Here is a 17,645-nt window from a genome sequence, read left to right as displayed (position 1 = left end):
AACTGGGTGTGTATTGACACAATACGACAACACACTGGCGCGCAATCCTGAATCGACGAGGCCTGCACAATGACCAAGACCTGTATCCTGATCGGCGCCCCCATCGACACCGGGCAAAAGCGCGAAGGATGCCTGATGGGCCCCGCCGCCTTTCGCGTGGCAGGCCTCGGGCGCGCCATTGCCGAGACCGGCAACCGGGCCGAGGACTGGGGCGACGTCGCCCTTCCCAGGCTCCGGGATTTGACCTGCGCCAATGCGGCCGTGCATTCGCTGGCCGAAACCGTGGGCTGGACCGAGGTTCTGGCCGAAACGGGCAAGCGCGCGATGGCCGAGGGCTTCCCGATCTTCATGGGGGGTGACCACTCGCTCTCGCTGGGTTCGGTCGCGGGCGTGGCCGCCCACGCGCGCGACGCTGGCCGCCCGCTCTTCGTTCTCTGGCTCGACGCGCATTCGGACTATCACACGCCGCTGACCACCAGCTCCGGCAACCTGCACGGCACGCCGGTGGCCTATATCGCGGGGCGCCCCGGTTTCGACGCCTTCCCGCCCTTCCCCGCCCCGGTTCCGGCCGAGCGTATCTGCCTTTACGGCATCCGCTCCGTCGATGGGCCCGAGCATGAGGGGCTGCTGGAAAGCGATGCCACGATCTGTGACATGCGCGTCCTGGATGAGCGCGGTATCGTCGCCCCCTTGCGCGAATTCCTCGACAAGGTGCGCGCAGAAAACGGGATGCTGCACGTCTCACTCGACGTGGATTTCCTCGACCCCGGTATCGCCCCGGCCGTCGGCACCACCGTGCCCGGCGGCATCACCTTCCGCGAGGCGCATCTGGTGATGGAACTGCTGCACGAAAGCGGCCTCGTCACCTCACTCGACCTCGTTGAACTCAACCCTTTCCTTGATGAACGCGGCCGGACCGCGCGGCTCATGGTGGACCTTGTCGGGTCGCTGATGGGGCGCAAGGTCTTTGACCGCCCGACCCGGAGCTTCGGATAATGACCAAGAAACTGAATGTCGTTCCTTTTGTGAGCGTGGACAACATGATGAAGCTCGTCCTTCATCTTGGTGTGACGCGCATGATGACCGAGATCGCCGACTATATCGAGGCCGATTTCAAACGCTGGCCGCTCTTCGACAAGACGCCGCGCGTCGCCTCGCACTCGGACGTGGGGGTGATCGAGTTGATGCCGACCTCGGATGGCGAGATGTATGGTTTCAAATACGTCAACGGTCACCCGAAAAACATGAAGGAAGGCCTGCAAACCGTTACGGCCTTTGGGCTTCTGGCGGATGTGAATACCGGCTACCCGATCCTTCTGACCGAGATGACGATCCTGACCGCGCTGCGCACGGCGGCAATGTCGGCGCTTGCGGCCAAGCACCTTGCGCCGAAGGGCGTCAAGACCATGGCGATGATCGGAAACGGCGCCCAAGCCGAGTTCCAGGCGCTCGCCTTCCAGGCGATCTGCGGCATCGACACCGTGCGGCTATACGACATCGACCCGGCGGCGACTGAAAAGTGCGTCCGCAACCTGGCGGCCACCGGCCTTCGGACCGTGATCTGCCGCAGCCCGGAGGAAGCGGTCGAGGGCGCGGGGATTATCACGACCTGCACGGCGGACAAGCAGAACGCCACGATCCTGACTGATAACCTCGTCGGCGCCGGGGTTCACATCAACGCGGTCGGCGGCGACTGTCCCGGCAAGACGGAGCTGCACCGCGACATCCTGCTGCGCTCCTCCATCTTCGTCGAGTACCCGCCGCAGACGCGGATTGAGGGCGAGATCCAGCAACTTGAGGCCGACCATCCGGTGACCGAGCTCTGGCAGGTCATGACCGGCGCGGTGCAAGGCCGCACCGACGCCCGCCAGATCACGCTTTTCGACAGCGTCGGCTTCGCGATCGAGGATTTCTCGGCGTTGCGCTACGTCCACGACCGGCTGAAGGGCACGCGCTTCTTCGATGAACTCGACATGATCGCCGATCCCGACGATCCGCGCGATCTGTTCGGGATGCTGCTGCGCGCGAAGGCCGCGGGTCAAGGCCCGCTCGCGACCGCCTGCTAATCCAGCGGGGCGGCGCCCTGCGCCGCCCTCCACGTCTCACCCCCTGCCCCATTATCGCCAATTTTTTCAATGAGTTTCGGCCCCGGCTGCAACTCAGGGAGGCGATATGCCCATATTCTTCGACGCTACCATTTCCTTCGACGATCCCGATCTGAAGCGATTTATTTACAATACAGCGCAAGATCGGCGCGTGATTGAGCCGCCGACGCCGCCGGGCTTCACCCATAACCCCGCCGACCGCAGGCCGAGCGGCCCTCCGCAGTCCGAGCGATTGCCGGTGACCTACCTGGTCGAGGAACATTGGCAGCTTTACGAGGGTAGCAGCGGCACGCCCCAGAACCCCAGCCAGGACGGCGCCAGCGTGGGCATACACCGCGTGACCGTCGCCTATGGGCAGGATCTGGAGATGACGGCCGAATACTGGCTTTTCTTCCGCGACGGGATCTCGGACGCGGCGATTGACCATGGGCTCGACCTCCTCTCCCGCTACGATCCCGACGCGCATGGCGAGGACGTGGAGGCCTGGGTCGCGGCCAATCTCGGCCCGCTCCTGACGATGGACGACTTCGTGCTGGACACGGCGATCACGCTGCAAAAACGTGGGTCGCGCTACGAGGTCGATACCTCTCAACGCGACGCACTTCTGGGCATGCACGCCCAGGACGACGACACGGTCGGCGCCGATATCTCGATCGTCGGGGACTATTCGATGCGCACCTGGTCGACCGAGCATGGCGTCACGTTGAAGCCGATCCATGAGGAGTTGATCATCGACGACGGGGAAGCGCCGACCAACCCGATGACGACCGAGGTCGTCACTCAGGGCGGGGCCAATGACCCGGCAAAAGTGAACGCGGCGCTGGACCGTATCGTCGCGGCGCTGAAGCCGGTCGACTGCGGGGTGATGAACCACCATCAGCTCAAGCTTCTGTCGCTTGCCGCCTGGCCCGAATTCAAGATCGAATGGGTGCGCCACCGGATCCGCATCGGATGCAGCTGGATCACGGTCACGCTGCCGGTGCTGCGGGTGCGCATTGCCAAGCTGGTTTTTTACGTTTACTTCGCCATGCCGCAAAGCGTCGGGCAGTTGATTTTCCGCATCGCGGAGACCTGCGCGGTCCGATCGGCGCTGGCCAGTGCGGTGATCGGCATCGTCGCCTCGAACCCGGCGGCCGCGACGGCAAGTTTCACGCCGCTTTTCCGCCGCTGCATGGAGCGGGAAATTATCCGCTGCCTGCATCCCGGCATCTTGCTGATGAAAGAGGCACCGGCATGGTAAAAGCAGGGCACGCCCGGCCGTGACGCGCCCCATGACCCCGCGCCCGCGCGGCGCGGGGCTAGTGAATGCGGAACTCCCCCACCACGTTTCGCCACTCGCCGGGGGCGATCAGCTTTCGGTGGCAAAAGCGCACTGAATGCAAGGGCCCCTCGATCTTTTCCTGCCAGAACTCGATGAACCGGAACAGTTCCGGATAGTCCGGGGCAAGGTCGTATTCCTGCCAGATGAAAGAGTTCAGAACGCTCTGGAAATCCGGCATCCTGTAGTAAAGCTCCGCCGTGGTGAGCCCGTATCCCTTGAGCATCAGCTCGGTTTCCGCGCCCGGTCCTTCCGCCCGCATGGCACCCTCCTGAATCGCCTCAGGTGTTTAGTTTGCCAAAGACCTGCACCTTTTCAATGAAAACAATGTGTTGGGACTTTGGCAACCGCATGCGCGGACAATCGGCCCACCTGCCATTGCACCCAACAGATGGGATGGGATATAGTCGCGCACAACAACATATGGCCCCCTTTGGCCGCCAATCAAATATGGGCGAGCATCCGTGACCGACACCCCGGAAACCCCTGAAAACGCAGGCGAAAAGCCGCGCCGGATGATGTATGACGGCCCGACCGTCGACATCGCCGAGGAAATGAAGACGGCCTATCTCGATTACGCGATGAGCGTGATCGTGAGCCGCGCCATCCCGGACCTGCGCGACGGGCTGAAACCGGTTCACCGGCGCATCCTTTACGCGATGCACGAAACCGGCAACGGCCACGACAAACCCTACCGCAAGTCCGCGCGCCCGGTGGGCGATGTGATGGGTAAGTATCACCCCCACGGCGACGCCGCGATCTATGACGCGCTGGTGCGGATGGCGCAGGATTTCTCGATGTCGCTGCCGTTGCTGGACGGCCAGGGCAACTTTGGCTCGATGGACGGGGATAACGCCGCGGCCATGCGCTACACCGAGGTGCGCATGGACAAACCGGCGGCCGCGTTGCTGGCGGATATCGAGAAAGACACCGTCGATTTCCAGGACAACTACGACGGCAAGGACAAGGAACCGACGGTCCTACCGGCGCGCTTCCCCAACATGCTGGTCAACGGCGCGGGCGGCATCGCGGTCGGCATGGCCACCAACATCCCGCCCCACAACCTGGGCGAGGTCGTGGACGCCACGCTGGCGCTGATCGAGAACCCCGACATCTCCATGGAACAGCTGATGGAGATCGTGCCGGCCCCCGACTTTCCGACGGGCGGGCTGATCCTTGGCCGTTCCGGCGCGCGCAAGGCCTACCTTGAGGGTCGCGGCAGCGTCATCATCCGGGCGAAGACGCGGGTCGAGGAGATCCGCAAGGATCGCTATGCCATCGTCTTGGATGAGATCCCCTACCAGGTCAACAAGGCCTCGATGATCGAGAAGATCGCCGAGATGGTCCGCGACAAGCGGATCGAGGGCATCGCCCATGTGCAGGACGAAAGCGACCGCGTCGGCGTGCGTGTCGTCATCGAGCTGAAGCGCGATGCTACACCCGAAGTGGTGTTGAACCAGCTTTACCGCTTCTCGCCCATGCAGACTTCTTTCGGCTGCAACATGCTGGCGCTGAACGGCGGCCGGCCAGAGACGTTAACGCTGCGCGATTTTCTGTCGCATTTCATCACCTTCCGAGAGGAAGTTGTGGCGCGCCGCACGGCGTTCGAGCTCCGCAAGGCGCGGGAGCGCAGCCATATCCTCTGCGGTCTGGCCGTCGCCGTTTCGAACGTGGACGAGGTCGTCGCCACCATCCGCGCCTCCGCCGATCCGGCCGAGGCACGCGAGCGGTTGATGTCGCGGCGCTGGCCCGCCGCCGATATCGCCCCCTATATCCGCCTGATCGACGATCCCACCCACAAGATGAATGAGGACGGGACCTACAACCTATCCGAAACCCAGGCCCGCGCGATCCTGGACCTGCGCCTTCAGCGTCTGACGGCAATGGGGGTAAAGGAGGTCACGGACGAGCTTGAAGAGCTTGCTGCCAAAATCAAGGATTACCTGGATATTCTGTCCTCGCGCGAGCGGATCATGGCAATCATCTCGACCGAGCTGAACGAGGTGAAGACCGCCTTCGCCGTTCCCCGCCGGACCGAGATCATGGACTGGGCCGGCGATCTGGAGGACGAGGACCTGATTGAGCGCGAGGATATGGTCGTTACCATCACCTCGGGCGGCTACATCAAGCGCACTCCGCTGGCCGAATTCCGCAGCCAGCGCCGTGGCGGCAAGGGCTTGGCCAGCATGGCGACGAAGGAAGACGACGTGGTCACCACGCTCTTCGTCGCCAACACGCATACGCAGCTTCTGTTCTTCACGACCGACGGCATGGTCTACAAGCTGAAGTGCTGGCGCCTGCCGCTGGCGGGCCGCACCGCGAAGGGCAAGGCCATCATCAACATCCTGCCGATCGCGCAGGGTGTGTCGATCGCCGCCCTCATGCCCGTGGATGTGCCGGAGGAGGAATGGCAAAACCTCCAGATATTCTTCGCGACCTCCGAAGGCGACGTGCGCCGCAACGCCCTGTCGGACTTCACCAACGTCATGCGCAACGGCAAGATCGCGATGAAGCTGCCGGAGGGCGTCAGCCTCGTGAATGCGCGGATCTGCGATGAGCAGGACGATGTAATGCTGATCACCGCCGAAGGGCGCGCGATCCGCTTCCCCACGACCGAGGTGCGCGTCTTCAAAGGGCGCGATTCCACCGGCGTGCGTGGCATCCGCCTGGGTGCGAACGACCGCGTGGTGTCCATGTCCGTCATCCGCCATTTCGACGCCGACCCGGCCGAACGCGCCGCCTATCTGAAGCAGCGCCGCCTGATGGCCGGCGTAACCGAAGACGAGGTGGAGGACGACGAGGAGGATGTGGCGGCGGGCCAGCTGACCCCCGAACGCTACGCCGAGATGTCGGCGGCGGAGGACCTGATCCTGACAGTCACAACCTCGGGCCTCGGCAAGCTGACCTCCTCGCACGACTACCCGGTGCGCGGGCGTGGCGGCCAAGGGGTCAAGGCGATCTCGACCGGAACACGCGGCGGGCGGCTCGTTGCCTGCTTCCCCGTTGATCCGGACGACCAGATCATGCTGGCGACCTCGACCGGCCAGTCGATCCGCTGTCCGGTCGATGGCATCAGCTTCCGCTCCCGCTCTGCCGGGGGGGTGAAGGTCTTCGATACCGGCGCGGGGGAAGAAGTCGTGTCCGTCGCCCGCATCGCCGAACAGGGCGAGGACGAGACAGCCGAAGAATAAGCTACGAACAGCGGGCTTGGAACGGGGCGGCCCTTGCGCCGCCCCTTTTCGTTTGCCGCGATCTGGCGTAAACCCCGCGCCATGACAGAAACGCTCCACATCATCGGCGGCGGCATGGCCGGATCGGAAGCCGCCTGGCAGGCCGCGTCCATGGGCGTGCCCGTGGTCATCCACGAAATGCGCCCCAAGGTTGGCACCTTCGCCCACAAGACCGGCCTGTTGGCGGAGATGGTGTGCTCCAACTCCTTCCGCTCCGACGACGATGAACGCAACGCGGTGGGGCTGCTGCACTGGGAGATGCGCGCGGCGGGCGGGCTGATCATGGAATCGGCCCAGGCCCACCGGCTTCCCGCTGGCGGCGCGCTGGCCGTCGACCGCGATCCCTTCGCGGAAACCGTGACCGCACGCCTGCGCGCCCATCCTCTGATTTCCGTTTCGGAAGAGGAAGTTAAGGACCTTCCCTCATTAGGCTACTGGATCATCGCGACCGGCCCCCTGACCTCCGCCGCGCTTGGCCAGGCAATCCGATCCGAAACCGGGGCCGAGCAACTGGCCTTCTTCGACGCCATCGCCCCCATCGTCTATGCCGAAAGCGTGGACATGTCGGTCGCCTGGATGCAATCGCGCTACGACAAGGGCGAAACGGAGGCGGAGCGCACCGCCTACATGAACTGCCCGATGAACCGCGACCAGTACGAGGCCTTCATCGACGCGCTTCTGGCTGCCGACAAGACCGAGTTTCACGAGGGCGAGACGGCAGGATACTTCGACGGCTGCCTGCCGATCGAAGTCATGGCCGAGCGCGGCCGCGACACGCTGCGCTTCGGCCCGATGAAGCCCGTCGGCCTGACCAACGCCCACCGACCGGACGTGAAGCCCTACGCCGTCGTCCAACTGCGCCGCGACAACGCGCTGGGCACGCTCTATAATATCGTCGGCTTTCAGACGAAGATGAAGTATGGCGCGCAAACCAATGTTTTCCGGATGATTCCGGGACTAGAGAATGCAAGCTTCGCGCGCCTCGGCGGCATTCACCGCAACACCTTCATCAACTCCCCCACGCTGCTTGACGCCCAGATGCGGCTGAAGGCGCGGCCCCATATCCGCTTTGCGGGCCAGATCACCGGGGTCGAGGGCTATGTCGAAAGCGCTGCGATGGGCCTTCTGGCGGGGCGCATGGCGGCGGCGGAGATCCTCGGCCGCGACCTCCCGCCGCCCGGCCCCGAAACCGCGATGGGCGCGCTCGTGACGCACATCACCGGGGGCGCCGAGGCGAAGACTTTCCAGCCCATGAACGTGAACTTCGGCCTCTTCCCCCCGATCGACGCCAAGGGGGGGCGCCGCGGCCGCAAGGACCGTTACAAGGCCTACACCGATCGCGCGAAAACTTCGTTTTCCCAATGGCTTCAGATTCAGCCCTGATGCGGACGCGCTTCGCGCCCTCGCCCACGGGCCCATTGCACCTTGGCCATGCCTATTCCGTGATCCTCGCCCATGACATGGCGCGCGCAGCCGGCGGAGAGTTCCTCCTTCGGATGGAGGACACCGACCTGCAACGCTGCCGCCCCGAGTGGGAGGCGCTGATCATCGAGGATCTGGCCTGGCTCGGGCTGACCTGGGACGGTGACGTACTGCGCCAGTCGGACAAGATCGCGACCTACAATGCGCGCCTTGAAACCTTGGACGAACGTGGGCTCCTCTATCCCTGCTCCTGCACCCGAGGCGACATCCGCGCGGCCCTTTCCGCCCCGCAGGAGGGCGTGGCCCATCCCGTCTATCCGGGCATCTGCCGGAGCCGCACACTGGCCAGCCGCCTGCCCGGCGACGCCCTCAGGCTAGACCTGGGTAAGGCGCTTTCGGTCCTGGCCAGACAGGACCTGACTTTCACGGAAACCGGCCCGACGCATTGCGGTCGGCAGGTCGTCGACCCCGAACTCGCTTTGGCAACGATCGGCGACGTGGTCCTGAGCCGCAAGGGCGAGGACATCGTCGCCTATTTCCTCGCATCCGCCTTCGACGATGCCGATCAGGGTATCACCCATGTGATCCGGGGCGAGGATCTGTTCGAGTTCACGCCGATCCAGGTGATCCTTCAGCACCTTTTCGACCTGCCGACACCGGTCTACCACCACCACCGGCTGATCCGGGACGAGAACGGCAAGCGGCTCGCCAAGCGCGACGATGCCCGCGCCATCCGCAAGTACCGAGAGGATGGCGCCACCCCCGCCGACATCCGCAACATGGTTGGGCTTTCCTGAGACCGCGGCTTCTTCATTGCCCCAATACCCCCGCCGGAGGCATCCGCAGGTGCGCTCACGCCTCCGGCTGCAGGATCTCGACCTCATCGCCGCCGCGCAGGGCGGTATAGAAGCAGGACCGCCGATTGGTGTGGCAGGCCGGCCCCGTCTGCTCGACCAGCGCCAGAAGGCAGTCGCGGTCGCAATCCAGGCGCAGTTCCACCAACCGCTGCACATGGCCCGAGCTTTCGCCCTTGACCCAGAACGCCCCACGCGAGCGCGACCAATAGGTCACGCGGCCGGTCTCGATCGTCCGGGCAACCGCCTCGGCGTTCATCCAGGCCAGCATCAGCACCTCGCGCGAGGCATGGTCCTGCGCGATGGCGGGGATCAACCCGCGTTCGTCATAGCGCAAGGTCGTAGGATCGAAGGTCATGGCTCACCTTTGCAAACGCCGCATGTTCCCTTATTTATGGGACGCAAGCCGCAGGGGAAAGTCATGAGCGACAGCGAACTGATCAAGCTTTATTCGCAGCGGATCCTCGCTCTTGCGGCCGATATTCCGCACCTGGGACGTCTTGCGCAGCCGACGGCCACCGCGCGGCGCCGCTCTCCGCTGTGCGGATCGACCGTGACGGTCGATCTGGTCGTCGAAGACGGGCGGATCGCTGATTTCGCGCAGGATGTGAAGGCCTGCGCACTGGGTCAGGCCTCTGCCGCCGTGGTCGGTGGCGCCATCATCGGGCGGACGCGCGCCGAGGTCGAAAAGGCTCGCGACGAATTGCGCGCCATGTTGAAGGAAGGCGGCCCGGTACCTTCCGCCCCCTTCGACGGGCTGGAGGTTTTGTTGCCCGCCCGCGATTACAAGAACCGCCACGCCTCCATTCTGCTCGCGCTTGAGGCGACCGCGGAGGCCTTTGCCAGCGCCGAAGCCGCGGCATAAAAAAAACCGCCGCACGTCGAAACGACGGCGGCGGCAGTCAGCGATATTTCCGTGCGCCCCGGCAACGGGCGGCGAGCTTGGGGGACAGGCCGCGCCGGACAGGCGAGTCTGGTGCCGGGGGATCGGCACCGCCGGGAAGGAAAACCGCGAGGCAGTAACGAAGGCCGGGTCAGAGAAGACCGGGCAGATGAAGGCCAATCACAAGCATCACGATCAGGGAGGCCAGCCCTGCGGCGTCCTGCGCCAACGTGCCGGACGAGCGGACGAGTACGGATTTCAGATCGAATTTCATCGGAACCTCCACCTGTGTTGCTTATTTGTTCTCATATGATTTACCATTTGTAAAGAACTTAATGAGAACAAATGTGAACTTTAGCGGAAACTATCCGACACTGATCAGACGGATCGCGCGGTCCTGCTCCATCAGCCAAAGAAGAACGCGGACGGCCTCGCCCCGCGCACCGGTCAGGCCGGGGTCCTCAGCCAGAAGACGCCGCGCATCGCTTTGCGCGATGGCCATAAGGCCTGCCTGGCGCTCCAGATCCGCGATGCGAAAGCGCGGCAGGCCGGATTGCGCGGTTCCGATCAGGTCGCCCGCCCCACGCATGGCCAGGTCCTCCTCCGCGATGCGGAAGCCGTCCTCCGTTTCACGCAGGATCGACAGCCGCCGCTCGGCGGTGTCGGACAAGGGCGCCTGATACATCAGCAGGCAGGTGGAGGCCTCGGTGCCCCGTCCGACCCGCCCGCGCAACTGGTGCAACTGCGCAAGACCGAAGCTCTCCGCCCGTTCGATCACCATGATCGAGGCCTCTGGCACGTTGACGCCCACCTCGATCACCGTGGTCGCGACCAGAACGCGGGTCCGTCCTGCCACGAAGTCGGCCATGGCCGCATCCTTCTCAGCCGGCGGCATCTGCCCGTGAACCAGGCCCACGACGCCTTCGCCCAGCGTGGCGCGCAGCATTCGGAAGCGTTCCTCGGCCGCCGTCAGGTCCACAAGCTCGCTTTCCTCCACCAGCGGGCAGACCCAATAGGCGCGCCGCCCCTCGTGCAGCGCGCGACGCAGGTGATCAACGACTTCCTCCATCCGCTGGGTGGAGACGAGCGCGGTCTTGACCGGCTTGCGGCCGGCGGGCTTTTCGTCCAGCACCGACACGTCCATATCGCCATATTGAGCAAGGCTCAATGATCGCGGGATTGGCGTCGCCGTCATCACCAGAACATCGGCTGCATGGCCCTTCGCCCCCAGCTCCATCCGCTGCGAGACGCCGAAGCGGTGCTGTTCGTCGATGATGGCAAGCCTCAGATCGGCGAATGCCACGTCCTTCTGGAAGACCGCGTGGGTGCCGACAAGGATCGCGATCTTCCCCGCCGCGAGATCGGCAAGCTTGGCCACCCGTTCGGCGCCCCGGTCGCGGCCCGTCAGGATATCAAGCCGCACACCGGCGCTTTCGGCGAGCGGACGAAGGCCGTCCAGATGCTGGCGGGCAAGGATTTCGGTCGGTGCCATCATCACGCCCTGCCCCCCGGCCTCCACCGCGTTCAGGAGCGCCAGGAACGCGACCAGGGTCTTGCCCGATCCCACGTCCCCCTGCAAAAGCCGGTTCATCCGCCGGTCGGAGGCCATGTCGGCCACGATCTCGGCCACCGCACGGTCCTGGGCGCCGGTTGGCCGGTAGGGTAGCGCGGCCAGCACCCGCTGGCGCAGATGCCCGTCGCCCTTGCTCGCCCGCCCCTTCCCGCGCCGTAGCGCGCTTCGAGCGAGCGCGAGGGTCAGTTGATGGGCAAAAAGTTCGTCATAAGCCAGCCGCTGGCGCGCGGGCGCGTTGGGCGACAGGTCCGCCATCTGCGCCGGCCGGTGCATTGCCCGTAAGGCATCCGCCCAACTGGGCCAACCCTCACGCGCCACCAGCGGCGGATCGGCCCATTCGGCAAGATCCGGCAACCGGTCAAGTGCCCCCTCCGCCGCCTTCTGCATCAACTTCTGCGTAACCCCCGCCGTCAGCGGATAGATCGGCTCGAAAGCCGGAAGGTCCCCGGCCTCTTCCGGTCTCAGGATGTGATCGGGATGGACGATCTGGGCGAGGCCGTCGAAGATTTCCAGCTTGCCGGAGACCACCCGGCGCTGCCCCGTGGGCAGGTGGCGCGTCAGGAAATCGCCCCGCGCGTGAAAGAAAACCAGTTGGAACTCGGTCTTGGCATCGCGGACGAAGACCCGCGCGGGCCCGCCCTTGCGCCGTGGCGGCACATGGGCGCCAACCGTCACCTCCACCGTGACCGTCGTCGGGGGCGTGATGCCAACGATGGTGTCGCGCAGGGCCCGATCCACCCCAGAAACCGGCAGGGTGAAGAGCATGTCGCGCGGGCGCGCGATGTCGATCTGCTCAAGGTTCCTGGCGGTTTTCGCGCCGACGCCCGGCAGCGTCTCCACCCCCGCGAAAAGCGGAAAGAGGACGGCCGGGCGGCTCATCCGCCGATCAGCCGCAGCCAGGCGTCCTCGTCGATGATATCGACGCCCAGCCGTTCGGCCTCCTTCGCCTTGGATCCGGCACCAGGCCCGGCGATGACAAGATCGGTCTTGGCCGAAACAGAGCCCGACACCTTGGCGCCAAGGGCCTCCGCCCGCGCCTTGGCCTCGGCCCGGGTCATCTTCTCCAACGTCCCGGTGAAGACAACCGTCTTGCCGGCAACCGGACTTTCCACCGGGCCGCGCCGCTCGGCCGGCAGGATCTCCAGCTCTGCCACGAGCCGGTCAATCAACGCGCGTTCGGCCGCCTGGTGGAAGGCGTTGACAAGCGAGGCCGCCATGACCGCGCCCACCCCGTCGATGGACAGAAGGTCCGCCCACTCCGGCCCCTCGCCGATGCGGGCAGCGGTGACGGCGGTCTCAAACGCCTCCCAGGTGCCGAAGTGGTTAGCGAGCAGCCCTGCCGCGCTTTCGCCGACATGGCGGATACCCAGGGAGAAGATCACGCGGCGAAGCTCAATTTTCCGCCTGTCCTCAATGGCCTGAAAGAGGTTCTTCGCGGACTTCTCACCAAAGCCTTCCCGGTTCGTCAGCTTGGCGAGGTTCCCGGCATCGCGACGCTGAAGCGAGAAGATCTGGGCCGGTTCACGGATGGGCAGCACCGGGTCGTTGAAGAACATTTCGATCTGCTTGGCGCCTAGCCCCTCGACATCGAAGGCCCCGCGAGAGACGAAGTGCTTCAGTCGCTCGACCGCCTGCGCGGGGCAGATCATGCCGCCGGTGCAGCGGCGGACGGAATCGCCCTCCTCCCGCACCGCGTCCGAGCCACATTCGGGGCAGACCGACGGGAAGGCATAAGGCTGCGCCCCTGCCGGGCGTTTCGACAGATCGACATCGGCAACCTTCGGGATCACATCGCCCGCGCGGTAGACCTGCACCCAGTCGCCGACGCGGATATCCTTACCCTCGCGGATGGGCTCCCCCCGGGAGTCGCGCCCGGCAATGTAGTCCTCGTTGTGCAGCGTGGCGTTGGAGACGACGACGCCGCCGACAGTGACCGGCAAAAGCCGGGCGACCGGGCTCAGCGCGCCGGTTCGGCCAACCTGGATGTCAATGGCTTCCAGCCGTGTCCAGGCAAGCTCGGCGGGAAACTTGTGCGCGATGGCCCAGCGGGGCGTAGTGGAGCGGAGCCCGAGACGCTCTTGCAAGGACAGGTCGTCGACCTTGTAGACGACGCCATCGATGTCATAACCAAGCGTCGCGCGCTGCGCTTCGATGTCCTTGTAAACGACGAGCAACTCCTCGGGCCCGGCACAAATCCGGGTGAGTGGATTGGTCTGGAACCCCATGGCGGAAAGGCGCTGAACGGCCTCCATCTGGCTACCCGCGAGCGGGGCGCTCGCCTCACCCCAGGCATAGGCGAAGAAGCGTAGCGGCCGCGCCGCCGTGATTGCGGCGTTGAGTTGGCGCAGGCTCCCTGCCGCCGCGTTGCGGGGATTGGCGAAGGTTTTTTCGCCCGCCGCAGCCTGACGATCATTCAGCGAAGCGAAGTCCGTATGGCCCATGTAAACCTCGCCGCGGACCTCTAGGACTTCCGGCGCGTCTGGAATCGCTTCGGGAATATCCGCGATGGTACGTGCATTCGCGGTGACGTTTTCTCCGGTCTCACCATCGCCGCGGGTGGCCGCCTGCACAAGCTTTCCGCCGACGTAGCGCAGGGATAGTGACAGACCATCGATCTTGGGTTCCGCCGTGTAGCGCAGCGGGGTCCCGGGCCCAATGTTCAGGTATTTCCGGACCCTGTCATCGAAGTCGCGAACTTCCTCGGCGTCGAAGGCGTTTTCGAGGCTCAGCATGCGAACGGCGTGCCGAACCTTGGCAAAGGTCTCGGACGGTGCCGCCCCGATCTGCGCGGTGGGGCTCCCTTCGGAGGCAAGCGCGGGGAACCGCGCTTCGATCTCGGCAAGACGGCGCTTCAGCGCGTCATACACCGCGTCGGAGATCTCCGGCGCATCCTCGGCATGGTAGGCCTGATTCGCGCGCTGAACGGCTGCCGCGAGATCGCTCCATTCGGCCCGCGCCTGCGCAGCGGACAGCGCCGTCACCGGAATGTCGCGCACCGCGCCCGCATCTTTCGCAACCATCGCCGCCCCCTGGAAGTCACCTTCCGAGTGTTAGGCGGCGTCGCGCCCAAGGTCCAGTGGCTGCCAGCCCTCAGGCGCCGATGGCGACGCGGCGGTCGTTCGCCAGAGGCTCGCGAAGCACATAGCCCCGGCCCCAGACCGTCTCGACATAGCTTTCGCCGCCCGTCGCCTCGGCAAGCTTCTTGCGAAGCTTGCAGATGAACACATCGATGATCTTCAGCTCCGGCTCGTCCATGCCGCCATAGAGATGGTTGAGGAACATCTCCTTCGTGAGCGTCGTACCCTTCCTGAGGCTCAGGAGTTCCAGCATCTGGTATTCCTTGCCCGTCAGGTGAACTGCCTTGCCGTCCACCTCGACCGTTTTCGCGTCCAGGTTGACGCTGACCTTGCCGGTCCGGATGATCGACTGGGCGTGACCCTTGGAGCGTCGGATGATCGCATGGATCCGCGCGACCAGTTCTTCACGGTGGAAGGGCTTGGTCATGTAATCGTCCGCGCCCGAACCGAAACCGCGAATTTTGTTCTCGGGGTCATCCGCGCCAGACAGGATCAGGATCGGCGTTTCGACCTTCGCCAGACGCAACTGGCGCAAAACGTCGTGGCCGTTCATGTCCGGAAGGTTGAGATCCAGCAGAATCAGGTCGTAGTCGTAAAGCTTCGCCAGATCGATCCCCTCTTCCCCAAGGTCCGTGCAATAGACGTTGAGGTTCGCATGCGTGAGCATCAGTTCGATGCTGCGCGAAGTGGTCGGGTCGTCCTCCACCAACAGAATTCTCATCCGGAGATCTCCCCTTTCATCCCTCGATAACCTGAGACTTGCCGAGAATAGTTAACCCTCAGTTACCATAACGCGGAAATTCACCTCAACAATCTAAAGTTGTCGGAACTTCTGGATCTTGGTGACTTTGAGCGCCTTCACCCCGTGGCGCGCCACGGCCTCGAACCAAAGGTCCAGTTCTTCCTCGGAAAGGTCGTAGCGTTCCCGCGCCTCTGTACGCGTGATCAGCCCCGCGGCCAAGGCCTTGACGACCTTCGCCTTGCGGCTGGCCACCCAGCGGCAGGTCTCCGCTGGCGGCAGGTCTGCCCGGGTCATCACGGATCCGTCCGGCAACGTCACCGCGCGCGGCCCCTTCAGTCTCTTGAGATACATCCCCACACCTTCCTTTCTTCACCACAGGGGACAGCATCGGGCGGCTTGCTTAAGGGGTGGTGAAACCCGGCCTTGCGACTGTGTCGCATTTTCCTATATTCCCGCACATCTCTCGGAGACGGAAATGCCCCTGGACGCCCCCCTCAATTCGCTCGGCCTGCCGAAGCCCCCCGCTCAAACGCGCGTCGTCGTCGCCATGTCGGGCGGCGTGGACAGCTCGGTGGTCGCCGCCATGCTGAAGGAAGAAGGCTACGATGTCGTCGGCGTGACGCTTCAGCTTTACGATCACGGCGCGGCGCTCGCAAAGAAGGGCGCCTGTTGCGCAGGTCAGGACATCCATGACGCCCGCCGCGTGGCAGAGGCGATGGGCTTTCCACACTATGTGCTCGATTACGAAAACATCTTCCGTGACGCCGTGATCGAGGAGTTCGCTGACGCCTACCTGGCGGGCGCCACGCCGGTGCCCTGCATCCGCTGCAATGAACGGGTGAAGTTCAAGGATCTGCTCGCCACCGCCCGCGACCTTGATGCCGACTGCATGGCGACCGGGCACTACATTCAGCGCAAGATGGGCGCCGGGGGGGCTGAGCTTCACGCCGCCGCCGACCCCGCGCGCGACCAGAGCTATTTCCTGTTCTCGACCACGCCGGAACAGCTCGACTTCCTGCGCTTCCCGCTGGGGCATCTCGCATCCAAGGCTGAAACGCGGGCGCTGGCGGCGAAATACGGGCTGTCGGTTGCCGACAAGCCGGACAGCCAGGATATCTGCTTCGTCCCGAGCGGCAACTACGCCGCGGTGATCGAAAAACTGCGTCCCGGCGCGGCCGACCCGGGAGAGATCGTGGACATGGACGGCAACGTGCTGGGCGATCATCGGGGCGTCATCCATTACACCATCGGCCAGCGCCGCGGCCTGGGCATCGGTGGGTTGGACGATCCGCTTTATGTCGTGAGGCTCGATCCCGACACGCGCCGCGTGCTCGTCGGCCCGAAGGAGGCGCTTTCGACCCGCGTGATCCCGGTGCGGGAGATCAACTGGCTGGGCGACGGGGCTTTCGACGGCAAGGCCGAACACCATGTCTCGGTGAAGGTGCGCTCGACCCGCCCGCCCCGGCCCGCCATCGTGCGCCCGCTGGGACCGGCAGAGGCGGAGGTCGAGCTTCTCGACCCCGAAACCGGCGTCAGCCCGGGGCAAGCCTGCGTCTTCTACGAAACCGGGGGAAGTCGCATCCTGGGCGGCGGCTGGATCTGGAAGGGGCGCTAGGTGTTTCATCCCACGGTTTGATGGTGTGATCCTTTCGCAGGAATGGAAGGAGACATCGTGGGACAAGTTCGTCACGGCTGCGCCACGATCGAGCCAGCGAGGCGCCACCGGCTCAAGCCCGATGGCGAGGGCACGCCTTCAGAGCGGCAGTACAGCGATCGCAAGCTTCGCTCGCGCAGTTGAGCCTGGAGCTGGGGATCAATCCGAAGACGGTAGCGAAGTGGCGCAAGCGGGCGTCGGTCGAGGATCTGCAGACGGGACCGACTGAGCCCCGGTCCACCGTGCTGTCTGCGGCCGAGGCGGCGGCGGTTGTGGCGTTCCGCGGCCATGCGCTCTTGCCGCTGGACGACTGCCTCTATGCCCTTCAGCCCTCGATCCCGCACCTGACCCGGTCGGCGCTGCACGGGTGCCTCCAGCGCCATGGCATCTCGCGTCTGCCGGATGTGGAAGGCGACAAGCCAAAGCGGCAGAAGTTCAATCGCTACCCATCGGCTTCTTTCGCCGCGCGGACCTTCGGTTCACATCGACATCGCCGAAGTGCAGACGACCGAGGGCAAGCTCTACCTGTTCGTCGACATTGCCCGGACGGCCAAATTCGCCGTCGTCCAACTCGTTGAAACGGCTGGCTGAAAGACGACTTGGGAGCCACTCCAGCACATGCCCGAGGCTTTGCCCTATCAGGTTCAAACGGTTCTGGTGGATAGTGCCGCAGCCCATGGTGTCGGAGGCGGCCAGCGACGCGGTGTGCGAGGCTGGCGGTCACTGTCGATCTTCGGAGCAGGTTTGGGTTGCGCAACCTGAAACCTGAGACGGCGATGACGATGAC

At 64.7% G+C, this 17,645-nt stretch carries 15 protein-coding genes and 1 pseudogene; 9 read left to right on the top strand and 7 right to left on the bottom strand.

Features of this window, described 5'->3' with window-relative positions; genetic code table 11:
• Nucleotides 1-69: 69 nt before the first annotated feature.
• The 3 genes from rocF to OE647_RS13100 all read left to right on the top strand — a co-directional run bounded on the left by rocF (nucleotide 70) and on the right by OE647_RS13100 (nucleotide 3,345).
• Nucleotides 70-996: an arginase gene (gene rocF / locus OE647_RS13110; RefSeq protein WP_263722194.1), complete on the top strand. Its 927-nt coding sequence runs from the start codon at nucleotides 70-72 to the stop codon at nucleotides 994-996.
• A complete protein-coding gene (locus tag OE647_RS13105) occupies nucleotides 996-2,066 on the top strand; it encodes an ornithine cyclodeaminase (protein ID WP_263722193.1) in 1,071 nt (356 codons plus the stop codon). The genes rocF and OE647_RS13105 overlap by 1 nt, the downstream gene beginning before the upstream one ends.
• 190 nt (nucleotides 2,067-2,256) lie before the next feature.
• Nucleotides 2,257-3,345: a hypothetical protein gene (locus tag OE647_RS13100; RefSeq protein ID WP_263722192.1), complete on the top strand. Its 1,089-nt coding sequence runs from the start codon at nucleotides 2,257-2,259 to the stop codon at nucleotides 3,343-3,345.
• A gap of 58 nt (nucleotides 3,346-3,403) precedes the next feature.
• On the opposite strand, the gene OE647_RS13095 is transcribed toward OE647_RS13100, so the two are convergent.
• Nucleotides 3,404-3,685, bottom strand: coding sequence for an usg protein (locus OE647_RS13095; protein WP_263722191.1), 282 nt, complete (start codon nucleotides 3,683-3,685; stop codon nucleotides 3,404-3,406).
• Between the two features lie 202 nt (nucleotides 3,686-3,887).
• On the opposite strand from OE647_RS13095, the gene gyrA reads away from it, so the two are divergent.
• The 3 genes from gyrA (at nucleotide 3,888) to gluQRS (ending at nucleotide 8,872) form a co-directional block, all read left to right on the top strand.
• On the top strand, nucleotides 3,888-6,614 hold the full coding sequence (gene gyrA / locus OE647_RS13090) for a DNA gyrase subunit A (protein WP_263722190.1): 2,727 nt from the start codon (nucleotides 3,888-3,890) through the stop codon (nucleotides 6,612-6,614).
• Nucleotides 6,615-6,695: 81 nt separating this feature from the next.
• Nucleotides 6,696-8,036, top strand: a complete 1,341-nt coding sequence (trmFO, locus tag OE647_RS13085; RefSeq protein ID WP_263722189.1) for a methylenetetrahydrofolate--tRNA-(uracil(54)-C(5))-methyltransferase (FADH(2)-oxidizing) TrmFO — start codon at nucleotides 6,696-6,698, stop codon at nucleotides 8,034-8,036.
• Entirely contained in the window at nucleotides 8,036-8,872 is an 837-nt protein-coding gene (gene gluQRS / locus OE647_RS13080) for a tRNA glutamyl-Q(34) synthetase GluQRS (RefSeq protein ID WP_263722188.1), read from the top strand. Before trmFO ends, gluQRS begins: the two co-directional genes overlap by 1 nt.
• Nucleotides 8,873-8,927: 55 nt before the next feature.
• Here gluQRS and hisI read toward each other — a convergent pair whose 3' ends face one another.
• Nucleotides 8,928-9,287: a phosphoribosyl-AMP cyclohydrolase gene (gene hisI, locus OE647_RS13075; protein WP_263722187.1), complete on the bottom strand. Its 360-nt coding sequence runs from the start codon at nucleotides 9,285-9,287 to the stop codon at nucleotides 8,928-8,930.
• A 63-nt stretch (nucleotides 9,288-9,350) separates the two neighbouring features.
• Here hisI and OE647_RS13070 point away from each other — a divergent pair, with 63 nt between their 5' ends.
• Nucleotides 9,351-9,794: an iron-sulfur cluster assembly scaffold protein gene (locus OE647_RS13070; protein ID WP_263722186.1), complete on the top strand. Its 444-nt coding sequence runs from the start codon at nucleotides 9,351-9,353 to the stop codon at nucleotides 9,792-9,794.
• A gap of 169 nt (nucleotides 9,795-9,963) precedes the next feature.
• Here OE647_RS13070 and OE647_RS13065 read toward each other — a convergent pair whose 3' ends face one another.
• From OE647_RS13065 to sciP, 5 genes are all read right to left on the bottom strand, one after another.
• The gene (locus tag OE647_RS13065; RefSeq protein WP_263722185.1) at nucleotides 9,964-10,086 is read right to left on the bottom strand and encodes a hypothetical protein; all 123 of its coding nucleotides are present in this window, start codon (nucleotides 10,084-10,086) and stop codon (nucleotides 9,964-9,966) included.
• A 90-nt stretch (nucleotides 10,087-10,176) separates the two neighbouring features.
• Nucleotides 10,177-12,264, bottom strand: a complete 2,088-nt coding sequence (recG, locus tag OE647_RS13060) for an ATP-dependent DNA helicase RecG (protein ID WP_263722184.1) — start codon at nucleotides 12,262-12,264, stop codon at nucleotides 10,177-10,179.
• On the bottom strand, nucleotides 12,261-14,405 hold the full coding sequence (gene ligA, locus OE647_RS13055; protein ID WP_263722183.1) for an NAD-dependent DNA ligase LigA: 2,145 nt from the start codon (nucleotides 14,403-14,405) through the stop codon (nucleotides 12,261-12,263). The genes recG and ligA overlap by 4 nt, the downstream gene beginning before the upstream one ends.
• Nucleotides 14,406-14,475: 70 nt before the next feature.
• The gene (gene ctrA / locus OE647_RS13050; RefSeq protein ID WP_263722182.1) at nucleotides 14,476-15,183 is read right to left on the bottom strand and encodes a response regulator transcription factor CtrA; all 708 of its coding nucleotides are present in this window, start codon (nucleotides 15,181-15,183) and stop codon (nucleotides 14,476-14,478) included.
• 93 nt (nucleotides 15,184-15,276) lie between these two features.
• Entirely contained in the window at nucleotides 15,277-15,555 is a 279-nt protein-coding gene (gene sciP / locus OE647_RS13045; protein WP_263722181.1) for a CtrA inhibitor SciP, read from the bottom strand.
• A gap of 124 nt (nucleotides 15,556-15,679) precedes the next feature.
• Here sciP and mnmA point away from each other — a divergent pair, with 124 nt between their 5' ends.
• Nucleotides 15,680-16,819, top strand: a complete 1,140-nt coding sequence (gene mnmA, locus OE647_RS13040) for a tRNA 2-thiouridine(34) synthase MnmA (RefSeq protein WP_263722180.1) — start codon at nucleotides 15,680-15,682, stop codon at nucleotides 16,817-16,819.
• Nucleotides 16,820-16,896: 77 nt separating this feature from the next.
• A pseudogene (locus OE647_RS13035) lies at nucleotides 16,897-17,524 on the top strand (transposase family protein); the annotation flags it as partial.
• Nucleotides 17,525-17,645 lie beyond the last annotated feature (121 nt).

The organism is Albidovulum sediminicola, from assembly GCF_025751575.1.
GTDB classification, from domain to species: domain Bacteria; phylum Pseudomonadota; class Alphaproteobacteria; order Rhodobacterales; family Rhodobacteraceae; genus Albidovulum; species Albidovulum sediminicola.
This window is presented reverse-complemented; position numbering and strand designations above follow the sequence as displayed.